This window comes from Comamonas sp. AG1104 (assembly GCF_003350425.1).
Taxonomy (GTDB): domain Bacteria; phylum Pseudomonadota; class Gammaproteobacteria; order Burkholderiales; family Burkholderiaceae_C; genus Comamonas; species Comamonas testosteroni.
On sequence record NZ_QQAS01000003.1, the window covers coordinates 613,399 to 629,747 of the forward strand.

General features: G+C 61.4%; 16 protein-coding genes. 6 read left to right on the top strand and 10 right to left on the bottom strand.

Going from position 1 to position 16,349, the window contains the following annotated elements; genetic code table 11:
* Positions 1-20: 20 nt before the first annotated feature.
* Positions 21-989 (bottom strand): LysR substrate-binding domain-containing protein, encoded by a 969-nt coding sequence (locus tag DFO48_RS11315; RefSeq protein ID WP_003050465.1) that lies wholly within the window; start codon positions 987-989, stop codon positions 21-23.
* A gap of 142 nt (positions 990-1,131) precedes the next feature.
* The gene (gene recG / locus DFO48_RS11320) at positions 1,132-3,327 is read right to left on the bottom strand and encodes an ATP-dependent DNA helicase RecG (RefSeq protein ID WP_114863423.1); all 2,196 of its coding nucleotides are present in this window, start codon (positions 3,325-3,327) and stop codon (positions 1,132-1,134) included.
* Positions 3,328-3,475: 148 nt separating this feature from the next.
* Here recG and DFO48_RS11325 point away from each other — a divergent pair, with 148 nt between their 5' ends.
* The 4 genes from DFO48_RS11325 (at position 3,476) to DFO48_RS11340 (ending at position 7,877) form a co-directional block, all read left to right on the top strand.
* Entirely contained in the window at positions 3,476-4,690 is a 1,215-nt protein-coding gene (locus DFO48_RS11325) for an HD-GYP domain-containing protein (RefSeq protein WP_114863424.1), read from the top strand.
* Positions 4,691-4,777: 87 nt separating this feature from the next.
* Positions 4,778-5,866 (top strand): tRNA preQ1(34) S-adenosylmethionine ribosyltransferase-isomerase QueA, encoded by a 1,089-nt coding sequence (gene queA, locus DFO48_RS11330; RefSeq protein ID WP_114863425.1) that lies wholly within the window; start codon positions 4,778-4,780, stop codon positions 5,864-5,866.
* 126 nt (positions 5,867-5,992) lie between these two features.
* Positions 5,993-6,847 carry a Wzz/FepE/Etk N-terminal domain-containing protein gene (locus DFO48_RS11335; protein ID WP_114863426.1) on the top strand — a complete coding sequence of 285 codons (855 nt, stop codon included), beginning with the start codon at positions 5,993-5,995 and terminating at the stop codon, positions 6,845-6,847.
* 124 nt (positions 6,848-6,971) lie between these two features.
* The gene (locus DFO48_RS11340; protein ID WP_114863427.1) at positions 6,972-7,877 is read left to right on the top strand and encodes a DMT family transporter; all 906 of its coding nucleotides are present in this window, start codon (positions 6,972-6,974) and stop codon (positions 7,875-7,877) included.
* 20 nt (positions 7,878-7,897) lie between these two features.
* Here the strand turns inward: DFO48_RS11340 and DFO48_RS11345 are convergent, their stop codons facing one another.
* Entirely contained in the window at positions 7,898-8,635 is a 738-nt protein-coding gene (locus tag DFO48_RS11345; RefSeq protein ID WP_114863428.1) for a uracil-DNA glycosylase, read from the bottom strand.
* 172 nt (positions 8,636-8,807) lie between these two features.
* Between DFO48_RS11345 and DFO48_RS11350 the strand changes: the two genes are divergently transcribed.
* Complete coding sequence (locus tag DFO48_RS11350; protein ID WP_114863429.1) at positions 8,808-9,212, top strand: winged helix-turn-helix domain-containing protein; 405 nt, start codon at positions 8,808-8,810, stop codon at positions 9,210-9,212.
* Positions 9,213-9,233: 21 nt separating this feature from the next.
* On the opposite strand, the gene trpC is transcribed toward DFO48_RS11350, so the two are convergent.
* From trpC to trpE, 6 genes are all read right to left on the bottom strand, one after another.
* Positions 9,234-10,034 (bottom strand): indole-3-glycerol phosphate synthase TrpC, encoded by an 801-nt coding sequence (trpC, locus tag DFO48_RS11355; RefSeq protein ID WP_114863430.1) that lies wholly within the window; start codon positions 10,032-10,034, stop codon positions 9,234-9,236.
* Positions 10,027-10,188: a hypothetical protein gene (locus DFO48_RS25440; RefSeq protein WP_199406984.1), complete on the bottom strand. Its 162-nt coding sequence runs from the start codon at positions 10,186-10,188 to the stop codon at positions 10,027-10,029. Before DFO48_RS25440 ends, trpC begins: the two co-directional genes overlap by 8 nt.
* A complete protein-coding gene (trpD, locus tag DFO48_RS11360) occupies positions 10,185-11,228 on the bottom strand; it encodes an anthranilate phosphoribosyltransferase (protein WP_114863431.1) in 1,044 nt (347 codons plus the stop codon). The genes DFO48_RS25440 and trpD overlap by 4 nt, the downstream gene beginning before the upstream one ends.
* 111 nt (positions 11,229-11,339) lie before the next feature.
* Positions 11,340-11,921 (bottom strand): aminodeoxychorismate/anthranilate synthase component II, encoded by a 582-nt coding sequence (locus DFO48_RS11365; protein WP_114863432.1) that lies wholly within the window; start codon positions 11,919-11,921, stop codon positions 11,340-11,342.
* A gap of 4 nt (positions 11,922-11,925) precedes the next feature.
* Entirely contained in the window at positions 11,926-12,255 is a 330-nt protein-coding gene (locus DFO48_RS11370; RefSeq protein ID WP_114863433.1) for a chorismate mutase, read from the bottom strand.
* Positions 12,256-12,421: 166 nt separating this feature from the next.
* Positions 12,422-13,921 carry an anthranilate synthase component I gene (gene trpE / locus DFO48_RS11375; protein ID WP_114863524.1) on the bottom strand — a complete coding sequence of 500 codons (1,500 nt, stop codon included), beginning with the start codon at positions 13,919-13,921 and terminating at the stop codon, positions 12,422-12,424.
* A 439-nt stretch (positions 13,922-14,360) separates the two neighbouring features.
* On the opposite strand from trpE, the gene DFO48_RS11380 reads away from it, so the two are divergent.
* On the top strand, positions 14,361-14,966 hold the full coding sequence (locus DFO48_RS11380; RefSeq protein ID WP_114863434.1) for a chalcone isomerase family protein: 606 nt from the start codon (positions 14,361-14,363) through the stop codon (positions 14,964-14,966).
* A gap of 1 nt (position 14,967) precedes the next feature.
* Here the strand turns inward: DFO48_RS11380 and speE are convergent, their stop codons facing one another.
* The gene (gene speE / locus DFO48_RS11385) at positions 14,968-16,215 is read right to left on the bottom strand and encodes a polyamine aminopropyltransferase (RefSeq protein WP_114863435.1); all 1,248 of its coding nucleotides are present in this window, start codon (positions 16,213-16,215) and stop codon (positions 14,968-14,970) included.
* Between the last annotated feature and the right edge of the window lie 134 nt (positions 16,216-16,349).

Sequence of the window (16,349 nt, forward strand, 5' to 3'; positions counted from 1 at the left end):
TGGAGCCGCTGAAGCCACGCTTACTGCGACAGGCGCTGCACTCCTGGCAGCGGGCAGGCGTAGACGGCATTGCGCAGTGCAGCAATCGCCTCGTAGCGCGTGAAGCTGCGCCGCCAGGCCAGCACCACACGGCGAGTGGGCGGCGCAATGCCGTCTTCCTCATGAATCGGAAGATAGCGGATATGAGGCTCATCGGCGCGGCGACGGCGCTCAATGGGAGCCAGCGCATCCTCGGGCACGGACAGGCGCGGCACCAGGGTCACGCCCATGCCGGCGGCCACCATGTACTTGATCGTTTCGAGAGACGAGCCCTCGAACGTGCGGCGAATGCCTTCGGAGTTGCTGGCATAGCGCGCGAATTCGGGACAGACCTCAAGCACATGATCGCGGAAGCAGTGACCCGCGCCCAGCAGCAGCATGGTCTCGTTCTTGAGATCCGTGGTGGACAGGCTTTTCTTCTGCGCCAGCGGGTGGGTGCTGGGCACGGCGGCCATGAAGGGCTCGTCGTAGAGCGGCGCCAGTGCCAGACCGGTATCCGGGAAGGGCTCGGCCATGATGGCGCAGTCGATCTCGCCCGTGCGCAGCATCTCCAGCAGCTTGACGGTGAAGTTCTCCTGCAGCATCAGCGGCATCTGCGGCGTCATATTGATGGAGTTGCGCACCAGATCGGGGAGCAGATAGGGGCCTATGGTGTAGATCACGCCCAGGGTCAGAACACCGGACAGCGGGTCCTTGCCGCGCTTGGCGATTTCCTTGATCTCGTTGGCCTGCTCCAGCACGCTTTGCGCCTGGCGCACGATCTCCTCGCCCAGCGAGGTCACCGAGACTTCACCGGCACTGCGCTCGAAAATCTTGACATCCAGCTCTTCCTCCAGCTTCTTGATCGCCACGGACAGCGTAGGCTGGGACACATAGCAGGCTTCGGCGGCGCGGCCAAAGTGCTTTTCCCGCGCAACGGCCACGATGTACTTCAATTCGGTAAGAGTCATAAAGAGTGGGTCATTGGGATCATCAATAACAGCATTGATTCATCCTGTTTTTGCATTCAATCACAAATTGCCAAGGCAAAAGATTACATATATTCCTGCAAAAACGTAACTTTTTACGTCTTTGAACGCAGGTTTGGGTATTTCAGGCCTTCAGATACTCGGCTTTTCCACCCAGCCAGCGGCTGACATGGCGTGCAGCCAGCGCAGGAAACTGCTCAAGCATAAGCGGTGCCAGCTCGCGCGCCCAGTCCAGCAGCAGCACATCCTGCTCCAGATCGGCAAAGCGCAACATGGGGGCACCAGACTGCCGGGCACCGAGAAACTCTCCCGGGCCGCGAATTTCCAGATCCCGCCTCGCGATCTCGAAACCGTCATTGGTCTCGGCCATGGCACGCAGGCGCTCCTTGCCGGTATCGGACAGCCGCCCGTTGTCATTGACCGAATACAGCAGTACGCAGGCCGAGGCCGCAGCGCCGCGCCCCACTCGGCCGCGCAGCTGGTGCAGCTGCGAGAGCCCGAAGCGCTCCGAGTGTTCGATGACCATCAGCGAGGCATTGGGCACGTCCACTCCCACCTCGATCACCGTGGTGGACACCAGCACCCCCATGACGCCGGCAGAAAACAGCTCCATCACGGCCTTTTTCTCGGCCGTGGGCATGCGCGAGTGCAGCAGACCCACCATGACACCGGGCAGCATTTCGCTCAAATATTCATGGGTGGCCGTGGCATTCGACAGATCCAGCGCTTCGCTTTCCTCGATCAGAGGACAGACCCAGTAGACCTGACGCCCGCTGGCGACCTGGGCACCGATGCGCTCGATCACCTCGTCCTTGCGGCTGTCCGAGATCAGCTTGGTGACGATGGGCGTGCGCCCTGGCGGCAGCTCGTCGATGGTGGAGACATCAAGGTCGGCGTAATAGCTCATGGCAAGCGTACGCGGAATCGGCGTTGCGCTCATCATCAGCAGATGCGGCTCCATGCCCGTGGCTGCGAGCTTTTGCCGCAACGCCAGGCGCTGGGCCACGCCAAAGCGGTGCTGCTCGTCGATGACGGCCAGGGCCAGGTTCTTGAACTGCACCTGCTCCTGAATCACGGCATGGGTGCCCACGACCAGCGCCGCCTCGCCGCTTTCCACCAGCGCCAGCATCGCGGCGCGCTCCTTCTTTTTCTGGGCACCGGCCAGCCAGGCGACCTTTTTGCCCAGCGGCGCCAGAATCGGCTCCAGCCAGCCGACCAGCTTGCCGAAGTGCTGCTCGGCCAGAATCTCGGTGGGTGCCATCAGGGCGCACTGCCAGCCGGCCTCGATACAGGCCACGGCAGACAAGGCCGCCACCACCGTCTTGCCCGAGCCCACATCGCCCTGCAGCAAACGGTGCATGGGAATGCGGCGCTCCATATCGGCCCGAATCTCGCCCACCACGCGCTGCTGCGCCCCCGTCAGGCCAAACGGCAGCTGCGTGAGAAACTGCTGCGTCAAATCCGCCATGCCGGCCTGCGGCCTGAGCACGGGCGCGCGCAAGCGGGCACGCTCGCGCTTGGCCTCGTACTGGGACAGTTGCTGAGCCAGCAGCTCTTCGGCCTTGAGCCTTTGCCAGGCCGGGTGGGAATGATCCTCCAGCGTGACAAGTGCTACATCGGGCGTTGGATGATGCAAAAAAGTGAGCGCATTGCGCAAGTCATGTGCGGGCTGAATCCCATCGTGACCATAGAACTGCGCAATGGGAGGCGACTGCCCCGGAGGCAAGGTCTCGGACAGATCGGCACGCAGCAGCGCCGAGGCAATGGCCCGCCGCAGATAAGCCTGCGGGAGACTGGCAGTGGCGGGATAGACAGGCGTCAGCGCCGTGGGCAACTCTCCGCCCGCCACCCGGAATGCGGGGTGCATCATCTGACGCCCCCAAAAGCCGCCCTTGACCTCACCGCGAATGCGCAGGCGCGCGCCCGGCGCCATGGTCTTTTGCTGCGACGGATAGAAACTGAAGAAGGTCAACAGACAGGTGCTGCTGCCATCATCCACGGTGACCTTGAGCATGCGCCGCGGGCGCAGTTGCACCTCACTGTGCGTGACCGTGGCTTCGATCTGCACCGTCTCGCCATCGCGCGCGTTCTTCAACGGCACGATGCGGGTTTCGTCCTCATAGCGCAGCGGCAGGTGCAAAGCCAGGTCGATATCGCGTGTCAGCCCCATCTTCAACAGCGCCTGCTGCGCAGGGCTGAGGGTCTTTTTGGGAGCCGCATCCAGATCCGTGCCCGCCTTTTTTTCACGAGTGCCAGCGCGGCTGCCAGCGCGCTTGACAGCAGACTTCGGCTCGGCAACAGGCTTTTTTGACACAGACAACTGAGACTCCTTGACTACACTCCCCGCGACCAGGAAAGCAATGTATGTATATACAGCATATTCAGGTTTGCAAACAACTGCCTCCAGCGCAACAACGTCAAAATCGCTACCATTCTCAAATTGTTACTTTGTGTTTCCGTAGAAATTCATGTTGAAGCGAGTTGATGTCGAGCACCTTCGCCCGGGAATGTTTGTGCACGAGTTCTGCGGCTCTTGGATGGAGCATCCCTTTTTGCGTGCCAGCCTCCTGCTCGATCAGCCCAGGGACCTGGAACGTCTGCTTGCCACCACCATCCGCCAGGTGTGGATAGACACCGGCAGGGGGGCCGACATCGCCCCCGACATCACGCCCGCAGAGGTCTCCGAGTCGCCAGTCGACGAGGCTGTGCCGTGCTCGCCAGCACGGCTCACCAGAACCAGCGTGGAGTTGCAGCAGGCCCATCAGATCATTGGGCAGGCACGTGATGTCCTCAAGACCATGTTCAGCGACGTTCGCCTGGGCCGTCCGCTGGACCTGCCTGCCTCAAGCCTGCTGGTCGACGAGATGGCCGAGTCGATCAAGCGCAACCCCCATGCCCTGATCAGCCTGGCGCGCCTGAAGACTGCGGACAGCTACTCCTATATGCACAGCATCGCGGTGTGTGCCCTGATGATCGGGCTGGCGCTCCGCATGGGCCTGGACGAACACCAGGTGCATCTGGCCGGTATCGCGGGCCTGCTGCACGACATCGGCAAGAGCAAAGTGCCTATCGAGGTTCTCAACAAGCCCGGGCCGCTGGATGCCGAGGAATGGGTCATCATGAAATCCCACCCGCGCTGGGGCTACGAACTCCTGCGGCCTCAGGGGCTGGACGATGCCGTCACCGACGCCTGCCTGCATCACCACGAAAAAGTCGACGGCACGGGCTATCCCGACGGACTGAAGCAGGACGACATCAGCCTGATGGCGCGCATGACGGCCGTCTGCGACGTCTATGACGCCATCACCTCGGATCGCCCCTACAAGCAAGGCTGGCACCCGGCGATTGCGCTGCAGCGGATGGCGCAATGGGCGCCCCATCATTTCGACAAAGCCATCTTCGAGCAGTTTGTGCAGACGGTAGGCATCTACCCGCTGGGCTCGCTGGTGCGACTGCAGTCGCAGCATCTTGCCGTGGTGCTGGATGTCTCGCCAACCTGTCTGCTGACCCCGAAGGTGCGGCGCTTTTACTGCCTCAGCCAGCAGCGCCGCATCACGCCCGAGATTCTCGACCTGGCCTGCCCCCATGCCAACGACAGCATCGTCGGGCGCGAAGACCCTGCCGACTGGCCCTTCAGGAATCTCAATGAACTCTGGAATCCAGCCACCGCCGCACAGCCCTGAAGCCGACAGCCCTAATGGCGATTTGCGACAATCGACCACTTGTTTGATTGAACTTGGAACGGGCCTCGTACGGCCCTCAAGCACCGCATGTCTTCCTGCTCCCGTGAATTCACACTCAGCGATTTCGACTTCGACCTGCCCGAATCCCTGATTGCCCAGCATCCCACCGCCGTTCGCAGCGCCTCGCGCCTGCTTGACGGCCGCAGCCTCCCTGCTACCGACCGCATCTTCCGCGAACTGCCCGATCTGCTGCAGCCCGGCGACCTGCTGATCTTCAACGACACCAAGGTCATCAAGGCACGCGTCTTTGGTGAAAAGGCCAGCGGCGGCAAGATCGAACTGCTGGTCGAGCGCGTGCTGCAGAACAACGAGGTTGTGGCCCATATGCGCGTGAGCAAGAAGCCCTTGCCCGGAGCCAAGATCCATCTTTGCGGCGGCCTCAAAAACGGCGGTTTCGAAGCCACGCTGCTGGGCCGCTGGCCGGACGAGAACGGGCCGCTATTCCAGCTTTCCTTCAAGGGCAGCCAGGGCGAGTCGCCTTATGAGTTGCTGGAGCAGTTCGGCCACCTGCCACTGCCCCCCTATATCGAGCGCCAGCAAAACGCCGACCACGACCCGGATGAAAAGGAAGACAGCGAGCGCTACCAGACCGTGTTCGCCGCCCACCCTGGCGCGGTCGCGGCACCGACCGCAGCCCTGCACTTTGACGAAACCGTGCTTGCAGCCCTGCAGGCCAAGGGCGTGGAGCGCGCCAGCGTCACCCTGCATGTAGGTGCCGGCACCTTCCAGCCCGTCAAGACCGAAAACCTTGCCGACCACACCATGCACAGCGAGTGGTACGACATTCCCTTGCCCACATTGGCCGCCATGGAGCGCTGTCGCCAGCGCGGCGGCCGCATCATTGCCGTGGGCACCACCACGGTGCGCACTCTGGAGTCCTGGGCCAAGTACGGCAATATCAGCGGCGACACCAGCATCTTCATCACCCCGGGATTTCAATACCAGGTGGTCGATTTGCTGATCACCAACTTCCATCTGCCCAAAAGTACGCTGATGATGCTGGTCAGCGCTTTCGCGGGCTATGAGCACATCATGGGCATGTATCAGCATGCGATTGCCCAGCACTACCGCTTCTTCAGCTATGGAGACTCCATGCTGCTGGAGCGCCATCGCTGATCTGCAACACATTGGACCCGCCACCTCAGCTCCTGGCATATAGAGTTACAGAAAATCTGGGTCCAATCTTTTCTTGATGGTAGATTTCATTGTTTTGTCAAAATGTTTATTCATTTATAAAAATCAATGGAAGCTCAAGCCCCACAAGATGAAGAGTTGGATCTGCTGGATCTGTTGGTAACTCTCGCAGAAAACTGGAAAATTCTGATTTTCGGCCCGCTACTGGCGGGCATTGCCGCCTATGGAATCGGCTTTGTGATTCCCAAGACCTACGAAAGCAGCTCATCGGTTCAGGTTGAGCGTGCCGGCTCCAGCTTTACCGCCCCCATGGCCGCAAGCTTGGCCATGTCTGCAGACGTGCTGCACCAGATTGCGCCCGTTGCGGGTCTGGACGATGGCCTGACCAACGAGGAAATCTATAAAAAGCTCAGCAAGCGCATCACCGTCAATGTCGGCAAGCAGGACAAGCTGCTGAATATTGCAACGCAGGCCAAATCGCCTGAAGCGGCTCAAAAGCTCAACCAGGCGCTGCTGGACACCTTGTTTCCCCTGAGCAGGCCACGCGGCCTGGAAAAAAAGCAGCTGGAAGTGCAACTGGCCTCCGAAAAGACGCGCCTGGAGGAGTCCCTCAAGCTCGAGCATGACACCTCCGCCAATCTCTCCTCCGGGAAAAGTGTCAGCGAAGCGACCAGCCGCCTCTATGGCGAGCTGCTGACCGCCAACAGCAATCGCCAGAAGGGGATCCTGGACATGGAGCGCCGCCTCGGCGGCCTGGACAACGACGATGTGATCCAGATGCCGACCCTGCCCGAGCTCTCCATCAAACCCAAGAAATCCATGCTGGCCATTGGTGCGGCTGTGGGCTCCGGCTTCATCCTGCTGCTTTTTGTGTTCATCCGGCAAGCGCTGCGTACCGCCAAGGAGTCTTCGACCGAGCGGGCCAAAAAAATTGCGCGTATTCGTAACGCCATGCCCTGGTAAGCCTTCGCCTCCCATCCCATGCCCGCACCTAACAGTGCGGGCATTTTTATGGGCGGAGCAACCAACGCAGGCAGCCTCCTGCACCTAGAATTCTGCGATTCTCTTGTCGCAAATCGCTACGGACATGCTCCCCCGCTGGCTCTCGCCCACACTTTCACCGTCAGCGCAGTCTGCCATCCGCGGTGTTCTGCTCACAATATTCGCCTGTGCGCTGTTTGCCGTTCTGGATAGCGCCACCAAATTCACGGGCACGCTGCTTCCGACTCTCATGGTTCTGTGGCTGCGCTTCATGGCCCAGGCCATGGTCACCAGCGTGCTGGTTTTGCCTCGGCACGGCTTTTCGACACTGAGAACCCAGAACTTGAGGTTTCAGCTTCTGCGGGCAGCTTCAGGGCTTTTGACTACGGTCTGCGCCTTTTTCTGCATAAAGAACATGCCTTTGGCCAATTTCACAGCCATCTGGTCAGCGGCTCCGCTGTTTATCGTGGTCGCATCGGCACTCTTCTTCAAGGAGCAGGTCAGTCCTGCCCGTTGGTCGCTGCTGGTGATCGGCCTGCTGGCAGTGATTGCCATCGTGCGGCCGGAAAACGACGGGCAGTCCTTGGGCCTGGCCGCCCTGTGGCCGGTTGGTCTGCTGATATCGGGCACCACCTACCAGGTCCTCGGAAGTCGCCTGTCGCGCCTGGACTCGCCTCCGACCACCCAGCTCTACTCGACCTGGCTGCCCTTGCTGCTGACCACTCCTCTCATAGGCTTTGTGTGGCAGCCCATCGATCAGTGGCAGATCTACGCAGCGGCAGCTGTGATGGGCCTTTGCAGCGGCATTGGCCACCTGATGCTGCTGCAGGCATACACCCACGCCACGCCCGCAACCGTGGCGCCTTTCCTCTACAGCCAGATTGGCTTTGCCATGCTGATGGGCTGGCTGTTTTTCGGACAGCTTCCCGACAGCACATCGCTGATCGGCATGGCGGTGGTGACGCTCAGCGGCCTGATGGGGGTCTGGCTGGGGATTCGGGAAAAGCGCTGAGACAGCCCAATCCGGCCATCTCAATAGCCGTGTCTGAGCTTGAACTCCCTGGCCTTGCCGAAGTGTCCGTTACCGATAAAGGGCACAGGCGGCCTCAGGGCCGATAGCGGCGAAGGGTGGTTGCTCATCAGCACCAGATGACCACGATCCTGAGGAATGAACACACGCTTGGACTGGGCGTGCGAGCCCCAGAGCATGAAGACCGTGGGCCGCCCCTGCTCGGCGACATGTCGGATGATGGCATCGGTCAGCTCTTCCCAGCCTTTTTTGGCATGGCTTGCGGCTTGCCCTTCTTCCACCGTCAGGCTGGTGTTGAGCAGCAGCACGCCATGCTGAGCCCAGCTCACCAGGCTGCCGCCGGGCTGGGGAAAAGCCGGAAACGGCGTGCCCAGCTCGCGCTGCATTTCCTTGAAGATGTTCTGCAGCGAGGGCGGAACGCGCACCCCGGGGGCAACCGAGAATGCCAGCCCTTCGGCCTGCCCACGGCCGTGATAGGGGTCCTGCCCGAGAATCACGACACGCACGTCCTCTGGCGGTGTCAGCTCCAGGGCCCTCAAGGGGGCAGGGGGAAAGATCACGGCGCCGGCATCCAGTCTTTGCTGCAAAAACTGCAGCAGCTTCTGGCCCGTGCTCCCAGCAAAGAAAGGCTCGACAACGGCTTGCCAGCCGGTTGAGACTGGCCAGTCCTGCGGATCTGCACTCATCAACTGGGTAGGCGCAGCGGTGTTGGCACTCATGCTCTGGCTAGTGAAGTTCATGCGTGGATTCTCTCAACTTCCACGCCCACCTCGAATGATTTCCTCAAGGGTTCTCACCTATTTCGAGGCTCAAAATACCTGATTTCAGTGAGTGACACATTCTGACAATTTGCAAAGAATCGACTCCAACATAGCTGACCACCTGGCGGCTCAGGCTCACAAGGAGTTATTCATGCACACATCTTCTGCCAGTCACTCACAAGCCTCTGCCGCGCAGGCCTTCTTCTCCTGCGCCCGCCCTGCGTTCACCTTGAGTCCACAGGGCTTCAAGTTTGCCGACTGGGAGTTGAGGCTGCGCTCGCGCAGCCTCATCAGCGCTGCCGGGCATGAGGTGGGGCTCACAAAGAGCGAGTTCGCGCTGCTGCTGGCCCTGCTCAAGCGCCCCAGGCAAATCATGAGCCGTGAACAGATCATGGATCTGACACAGGCCGAAGATGATGTCTTTGACCGTGCCATCGATGTGCAGATGCTGCGTCTGCGCCGCAAGGTCGAAGCATCGAGCCGCGCGCCCATGCTGCTCAAGACCAAGCGTGGCGCCGGCTATTTTCTGGATGCCGATGTGCAGGTTCTGCGCTGAGCCTGCACACCGGCCAACCCTTTATTGAAACAACTGGGCCAGGGCCTCGCCCGGCTCGCGGGCACGCATGAATGCCTCGCCCACCAGGAAGGCGTCAATGCCCGCATCACGCATGGTCTTCACATCGTCCCTGGTCAGGATGCCGGACTCGGTCACCAGCAGGCGATCGGCGGGCACATCCTTCTTGAGGGCAATCGTGGTCTGAATATCGACCTCGAATGTGCGCAGATTGCGGTTGTTGATGCCCACCAGCGGCGTCTTGAGCTTGAGTGCTCGTTGCAACTCCTGGCCGTCATGCACTTCCACCAGCACATCCATGTCCAGGCTGTGCGCAATCTGCTCCATCTCCGCCATCTGCGCATCGTCCAGGCAGGCAGCGATCAGCAGCACGCAGTCGGCGCCCATCACCCGCGATTCGTAGATCTGGTAGGGGTCGACCATGAAGTCCTTGCGCAGCACCGGCAGCAGCGTGCTCGCGCGGGCCTGCTTGAGATAGTCGGGTTGCCCCTGGAAGAACTGGCGATCAGTCAGCACCGACAGGCAGGCCGCACTGATTTTGCCGTCCCCCACCATATAGCTCTGGGCGATATCGGCAGGATCGAAGTCGGGACGGATCACGCCCTTGCTGGGGCTGGCCTTCTTGACTTCGGCGATCACGCCGGCCTGTCCCTTGGCGATCTTGGCACGGATGGCACCCACGAAATCGCGCGTGGAGACACGGCTTTGCGCATCGCGGCGCATCTCGGCAAACGGCACGGCCTTCTTGGCGGCAGCAACTTCCTGGACCTTGACGTCGCAGATTTTCTTGAGAATGTCAGACATGGTTTTCCTTGTTGGTGGCGGCATCCGCCGGGCCGCGCAAGACCTTCACGATGATGCGGTGCATGCCTATGCCCACCACGATGAACAGCAGGGAGATGCCCAGCACGATCCAGGTGCCGGCATCACTCCAGATGGGCGCATCCAGCAGGCTCATGCCGCTGCCTGGCCGAGCTTTTGCGAATAGGCCACCAGTTCCTGGAGCTTGGCCAGTGCCGCGCCGCTGTCGATGGCCTGTTGCGCACGCTCCAGCCCCTCTTCGATCGAGCTGGCCACATTGGCGGCATACAGGGCAGCGCCGGAGTTGAGACAGACGATATCGCGTGCCGGGCCTTGCTCACCCTGCAGCACGCCCATCAGCATGGCCTTGGACTCCTCGGGATTCTCGACCTTGAGCGAGCGCGTGCCCGCCATGCGCAGGCCAAAGTCCTCGGGATGGACTTCATACTCGCGCACCACGCCGTCCTTGAGCTCGCCGACCAACGTGCCAGCGCCCAGGCTGATTTCATCCAGGCCGTCACGGCCGTAGACGACCAGTGCATGTTCGGCGCCCAGGCGCTGCAGGGCTCGCACCTGGATACCGACCAGGTCTTCGTGGAAGACCCCCATCAGGATATTGGGCGCGGATGCCGGGTTGGTGAGCGGGCCCAGGATATTGAAGATGGTGCGCACGCCCAGCTCCTTGCGCACGGGGGCCACGTTCTTCATGGCCGGATGATGGTTGGGCGCAAACATGAAACCGATGCCCACATCGCGTATGCAATCGGCGATCTGCGCGGCGTTGAGGTTGATGTTGACGCCCAGCGCCTCCATGGCATCGGCACTGCCCGACTTGCTGCTGACGCTGCGCCCGCCATGCTTGCTGACCTTGCCGCCCGCCGCCGCAATCACAAAGGTCGAGCAAGTCGAGATGTTGAAGGTGTTGGCGCCGTCGCCGCCGGTGCCGACGATATCGACCAGATTCCTCTTGTCGTGCACGTTCACCTTGTTGGAGAACTCGCGCATCACCTCGGCCGCAGCCGAGATCTCGCCAATGGTTTCCTTCTTCACGCGCAGGCCGGTGATGATGGAGGCCGTCATCACGGGCGAGAGCTCGCCGCGCATGATCATGCGCATCAGGTGCAGCATTTCGTCATGGAAGATTTCACGATGCTCGATGGTTCGCTGCAGCGCTTCCTGGGGAGTGATCATTGCAATATCTCTCTATGTTTTTGATAGCTGTCTCCGCTTATCAGCAATCGACTTCCTATTGTTTTCATTCTGAAATCAAGCAGTGACATGCGCTGACAGCTATCAATAAATCGACTGTTATTTCTGATCGAGAAAGTTCTTCAGCATGGCATGACCATGCTCGGTCAGAATGCTCTCGGGGTGGAACTGCACGCCCTCGACGGCCAGCTCGCGGTGGCGCACCCCCTGGATTTCACCATCTTCGCTGGTCGCCGTGATTTCAAGGCATTCGGGCAGCGTGCTTCGGTCTATGACCAGGGAGTGATAGCGGTTGACCGTGAACTGCCTGGGCAGGTCGGCAAACACGCCCTTCTGGTCGGTGCTGATCACGCTGGTCTTGCCGTGCATCTGCTGGCCCGCCCGGATGATGTCGCCGCCAAAGGCCGCGCCAATGCTCTGGTGACCCAAGCAGACGCCCAGAATCGGCAGCCTGCCTGCGAAATGCTTGATCGCCGCCACCGAGATGCCCGCCTCGTTGGGCGAGCAGGGGCCGGGCGAGATCACCAACCGCTCGATGCCTTCGCGCGCGATCAGCGCCTCGACTTCGGCCACCGTGGTTTCGTCATTGCGCACCACGGTCACCTCCGCGCCCAGCTCGCCAAAGTACTGGACGATGTTGTAGGTAAAGCTGTCGTAGTTATCGACCATCAGCAGTTTCATGGTCTTACTCCCCTGATTTCTTGGGTTCACGCAGACGCGCAAATTCCTGGTGTTCGTAGTCGATGCAGGCTTCCATCAGCGCGCGATAGACGGTCTCCATCACATCGGGCTGGCCGCCCTCCTGCGCCGTGCGCTCACGCACGCGGCTGACGATGGCTTCGATGCGCGCCTCATCGCGCACCTGGCCCACGTCTCCCTTGATGCGTGCTGCCTGCTGCATATAGCCGATGCGGGTGACCAGCAGCGGCACCAGCACATCGTCGAGCGCATTCACATTGCGGCGCACATCTTCCATGGTGGTGCAGTGCTGCACCTTCTCAATGGAACGATTCATTGCATTTCTCCATCGCGTGGCAGGTCAGTCACTGCACTCAAAACTTTTGCAGCGCCTTGCAGGAGACGGCCAGCAAGGGCCGCCCCGCAGCGTGGGCTGCCCCAGCAAAGGCCGTCGTCCCCCTTCAAGGGGGAAGGTGCGCAGCGCCTCAGGGGGTAGTCGTTTTTCATTCCAGACCTTCCTCAACCAGTTCTGCGGCGCGCAGCAAGGCGCGGGCCTTGTGCTCGGTCTCTCTCCACTCCAGCTCGGGCACGGAGTCGGCCACCACGCCGGCAGCGGCCTGCACATAGAGCACGTTGTCCTTGATGACGCCGGTACGGATCGCAATTGCCAGATCCATGTCGCCGGCAAAGCTCAGATAGCCGCAGGCACCGCCGTAGATGCCGCGCTTGCTGGGCTCGAGCCGATCGATGACTTCCATGGCATGCACCTTGGGAGCTCCCGTCAGCGTGCCGGCGGGGAAGGTGGCCTTGAAGACATCCATATTGTCCATACCGTCCTGCAAGATGCCTTCCACATTGCTCACGATATGCATGACATGGCTGTAGCGCTCCACGGCAAAGGCTTCGGTCACCTTGACGCTGCCGGTCTTGGCAATGCGGCCGATATCGTTGCGCGCCAGGTCGATCAGCATCACATGCTCGGCACGCTCCTTGGGGTCGGCGATCAGCTCCTGCTCGGTGGCCTTGTCGGCCTCCACCGTATTGCCGCGCGGACGGGTGCCGGCCAGGGGTCGAATCGTGACCTTCTGGCCGTCGGGCGTGCGCTCCTGGCGCACCAGGATCTCCGGGCTGGCTCCCACCACATGGAAATCTCCGAAATGGTAGAAGTACATATAGGGGCTGGGGTTGAGCGAGCGCAGCGCGCGGTAAAGCGACAGCGGCGAGGCCGTGAAACGCTTGTGAATGCGCTGGCCCACCTGCACCTGCATGAAGTCGCCCGCCGCAATCAGCTCCTTGGCCTTTTGCACGGCGTCCAGATAGTCCTGCTTGTCGAAGCTGCGCTCTGCGGGATAGCTTTCACCGGCACGAATCTGCGGCGCGCTGACCGAATAGCGCAGTTGGTCCTTGAGCTGGCGCAGGCGCTTCTTGGCGCGGGTATAGGCCTCTGCCTCGCCGGGGTTGGCGTAGACGATGAGGTAGAGCTTGCCCGAGAGGTTGTCGATGACGGCGACCTCTTCGCACTGCAGCAGCATGATGTCGGGCGTGCCCAGGCTGTCGGGCGGGCAGCTGCTCTCCAGCTTCTTCTCGATGAAGCGCACGGCGTCATAGCCGAAATAGCCGGCCAGACCGCCGCAAAAACGCGGCATGCCGGGCGTGACGGCCACTTTGAAGCGCTGCTGATAGGCCGCGATGAAGTCCAGCGGATTGCCGCCGGCAGTCTCCACCACCTTGCCGTCGGTCACAACCTCGGTCCTGGCCTGGTCACCGAAGCCCGAGGCGCGCACAAAGCTGCGTGCCGGCAGGCCGATGAAGCTGTAGCGGCCGAAGCGCTCGCCGCCGACGACGGATTCCAGCAAGAAGCTGTACTTGCCGTCGCCATTGGCATGGGCCAGCTTGAGATAGAGAGACAGTGGGGTTTCGAGGTCGGCAAAGGCCTCGATCAGCAGCGGGATGCGGTTATAGCCTTGGGCCGCAAGCGATTTGAATTCCAGTTCCGTGATCACGGGAGAAGCTCCGGGAGTCATGGCGCATGGTGCATCTGCACGGATGGATTACAGGGCAGATGACGCGTTTGAAGAGAGGATGCGCCGGTTCATTCCAATTGGCCCGAAGTATGCAATGCATGGGGCCGCGGGGTGCACGCCGGGCTCGTGCCGGGTGCTTCAGCAGTTCAGATGTGCAGGCTTACGCCAGGGCCAGGCTCCCCGGTCTCCACAACCTGCATTGAACGTGCGATGAATGAACATGATGCCGGACAGTGTAGCGCATGAACTGCGGAATTTCTCCGCAGTCCAGATACCCGGGGAAAGACCCATCTCAAAGCCCCATGCTGGGGACAGTCCTTATTGCGACGAAATCTGGCAGACACAAATATGCACGACCGTTCGCAATTCAAGGCCACCTGCAGAGCAGGCCAGGAACAACCAACACGAGGAGACATTCATGCCCAGCTTACGTTGGCCACAGGCTTTGCTGCTGGCCGCTGCGCTTGCCAGCTTTGCCACCCATGCTCAGGAGCGCCCGACTGAACCCGTCAAGTTGCATGGTGTGAACTACGCACCCAGCTTGCAGTTGCAGGGTCAGGCCCTGCAGCTCAACGGTGCAGGCACACGTTACAAGGCCGTTTTCAAGGTCTATACCGCCGGCCTGTATCTGGAAAAGCCGGCGCGCAGCCTGCAGGAAATCGCCGCCCTGCCCGGGCCCAAGCGCATCAGCGTGACCATGCTTCGCGATATCGACTCGGCCGAGCTGGGCAAGCTGTTCTCACGCGGCATGGAAGACAATATGGAGCGCGCCGCCTTCTCCAAGCTGATTCCGGGGGTGATGCGCATGAGCGAGATCTTCACCCAGCACAAGAAGCTGCTTGCGGGCGAGAGCTTCATGGTGGACTGGCTGCCCGGCCAGGGCGCCATCGTCACCGTCAAGGGCCAGCCACAGGGCGAGGCCTTCAAGGAGCCAGAGTTCTTCAACGCCCTGCTGGGCATCTGGCTGGGCCCCAGGCCCGCCGATCAGCAGCTCAAGAAAGCGCTGCTGGGCGAGACTGGCTGACTCACTTGAGCAGCTCGCGGTAATAGTTGGGCAGCGCAAACAGCGCGCCGTGTACCTGCTCGTTGTAGTACTGCAGATCCCGCACCTTGCGCTGCCTGAGGCGCTCGGCCACTTGCTGCGCCTTCAGCTCCAGCGGATCGAGCTCATCGGAGGCCACGGCCAGCCCCCAGTAAGCGCCGTAAAGCGGAATGTAGAGGCCGTAGCAGCGCACCACGGCAAACTGCTGACGCAGGCTGCGCACCAGCTCCGCCACCTGCGCACCGTGAAAGACAGGGCTGCCCAGATGCAGCACCAGCGCACCGCCCGGCGCCAGCACGCGCTTCATGCGTGCCAGCGAGTCAGGTGCATACAAGGCGCTGGCAGGCGTGTCAGGGTCGGTCAAATCCATGAGTGCCAGATCGAAGCGCTCATCGCTTGCATCCATCAAGGCCAGACCGTCGCCTATACAGACCTCGACACGCGGATCGTCGAGCGCGCCCCGATGCACGGACTGCAGATGCTGGCGCGAGAACTGCACCACGGCCTCATCCAGCTCAGCCAGCACCACGCGCTCGATGCTCGGGTGCTTGAGCAGCTCCTCGGCGGCCCCACCGTCGCCGCCGCCCAGGATCAAGGCCTTGCGCGGCGCGGGATGGGCCATGGCTGCCGGATGCACCAGGGCCTCGTGATAGAAAAACTCCTCGCCCTCGGAGGTCATGAAGCAATCATCCAGGCGCAGCACCTTGCCGAATTGCGGCGTCTGCAGCAGCTCCAGCTTCTGATACGGGGTCTGCAGCGATTGCAGCGCTGTGGCGCGATAGCCAAAGCGGGCATGGGGCGTGAGCGGCTCCATGGCCCAGCCGGCCTCGGACTCCTGGACATGGGGCTGGGCCATGCGGATATCGCCGCGCATCAATTGCTGGCGCAGCACCTGCCCGGGGGCATAGGCCTCGATCACGCCGTCCATCAGCCGACGGGCCTTGTCCGAGTTGTCGGCGGAAAAATTGCACACATAGACGTCAATGGTGACGCTGCCCGTCTCGGGCCAGGTATGTATGGCCAGATGGGATTCCGCCAGCAGCACCGTACCCGTCACCCCACCAGGCTGGCCTTCGTAGGGCGGGAACTTCACCCAGCGGTCGTCCACCAGGGTCAGCCCCGAGGCCGCCGTCTGTTCGCGGCAAAGCCCGGCGATGGCGTCGGCATCGAGCATGAAGCGCTCATGGCCTGTGCATTGGTAAAGGTCGGCAGTCAGGTGCAGTCCGTGCATGTGGCGCGAGTCCCCCTTTGTTCTCTGCCGACCGCACAGTGATGCAGGAGCCGGCATGGATTCAGACAAAGCGACCGACTCTAGCAAATATGCTTATCCGCACTCTTTCATGCCAGATATGCGGACAAAACACA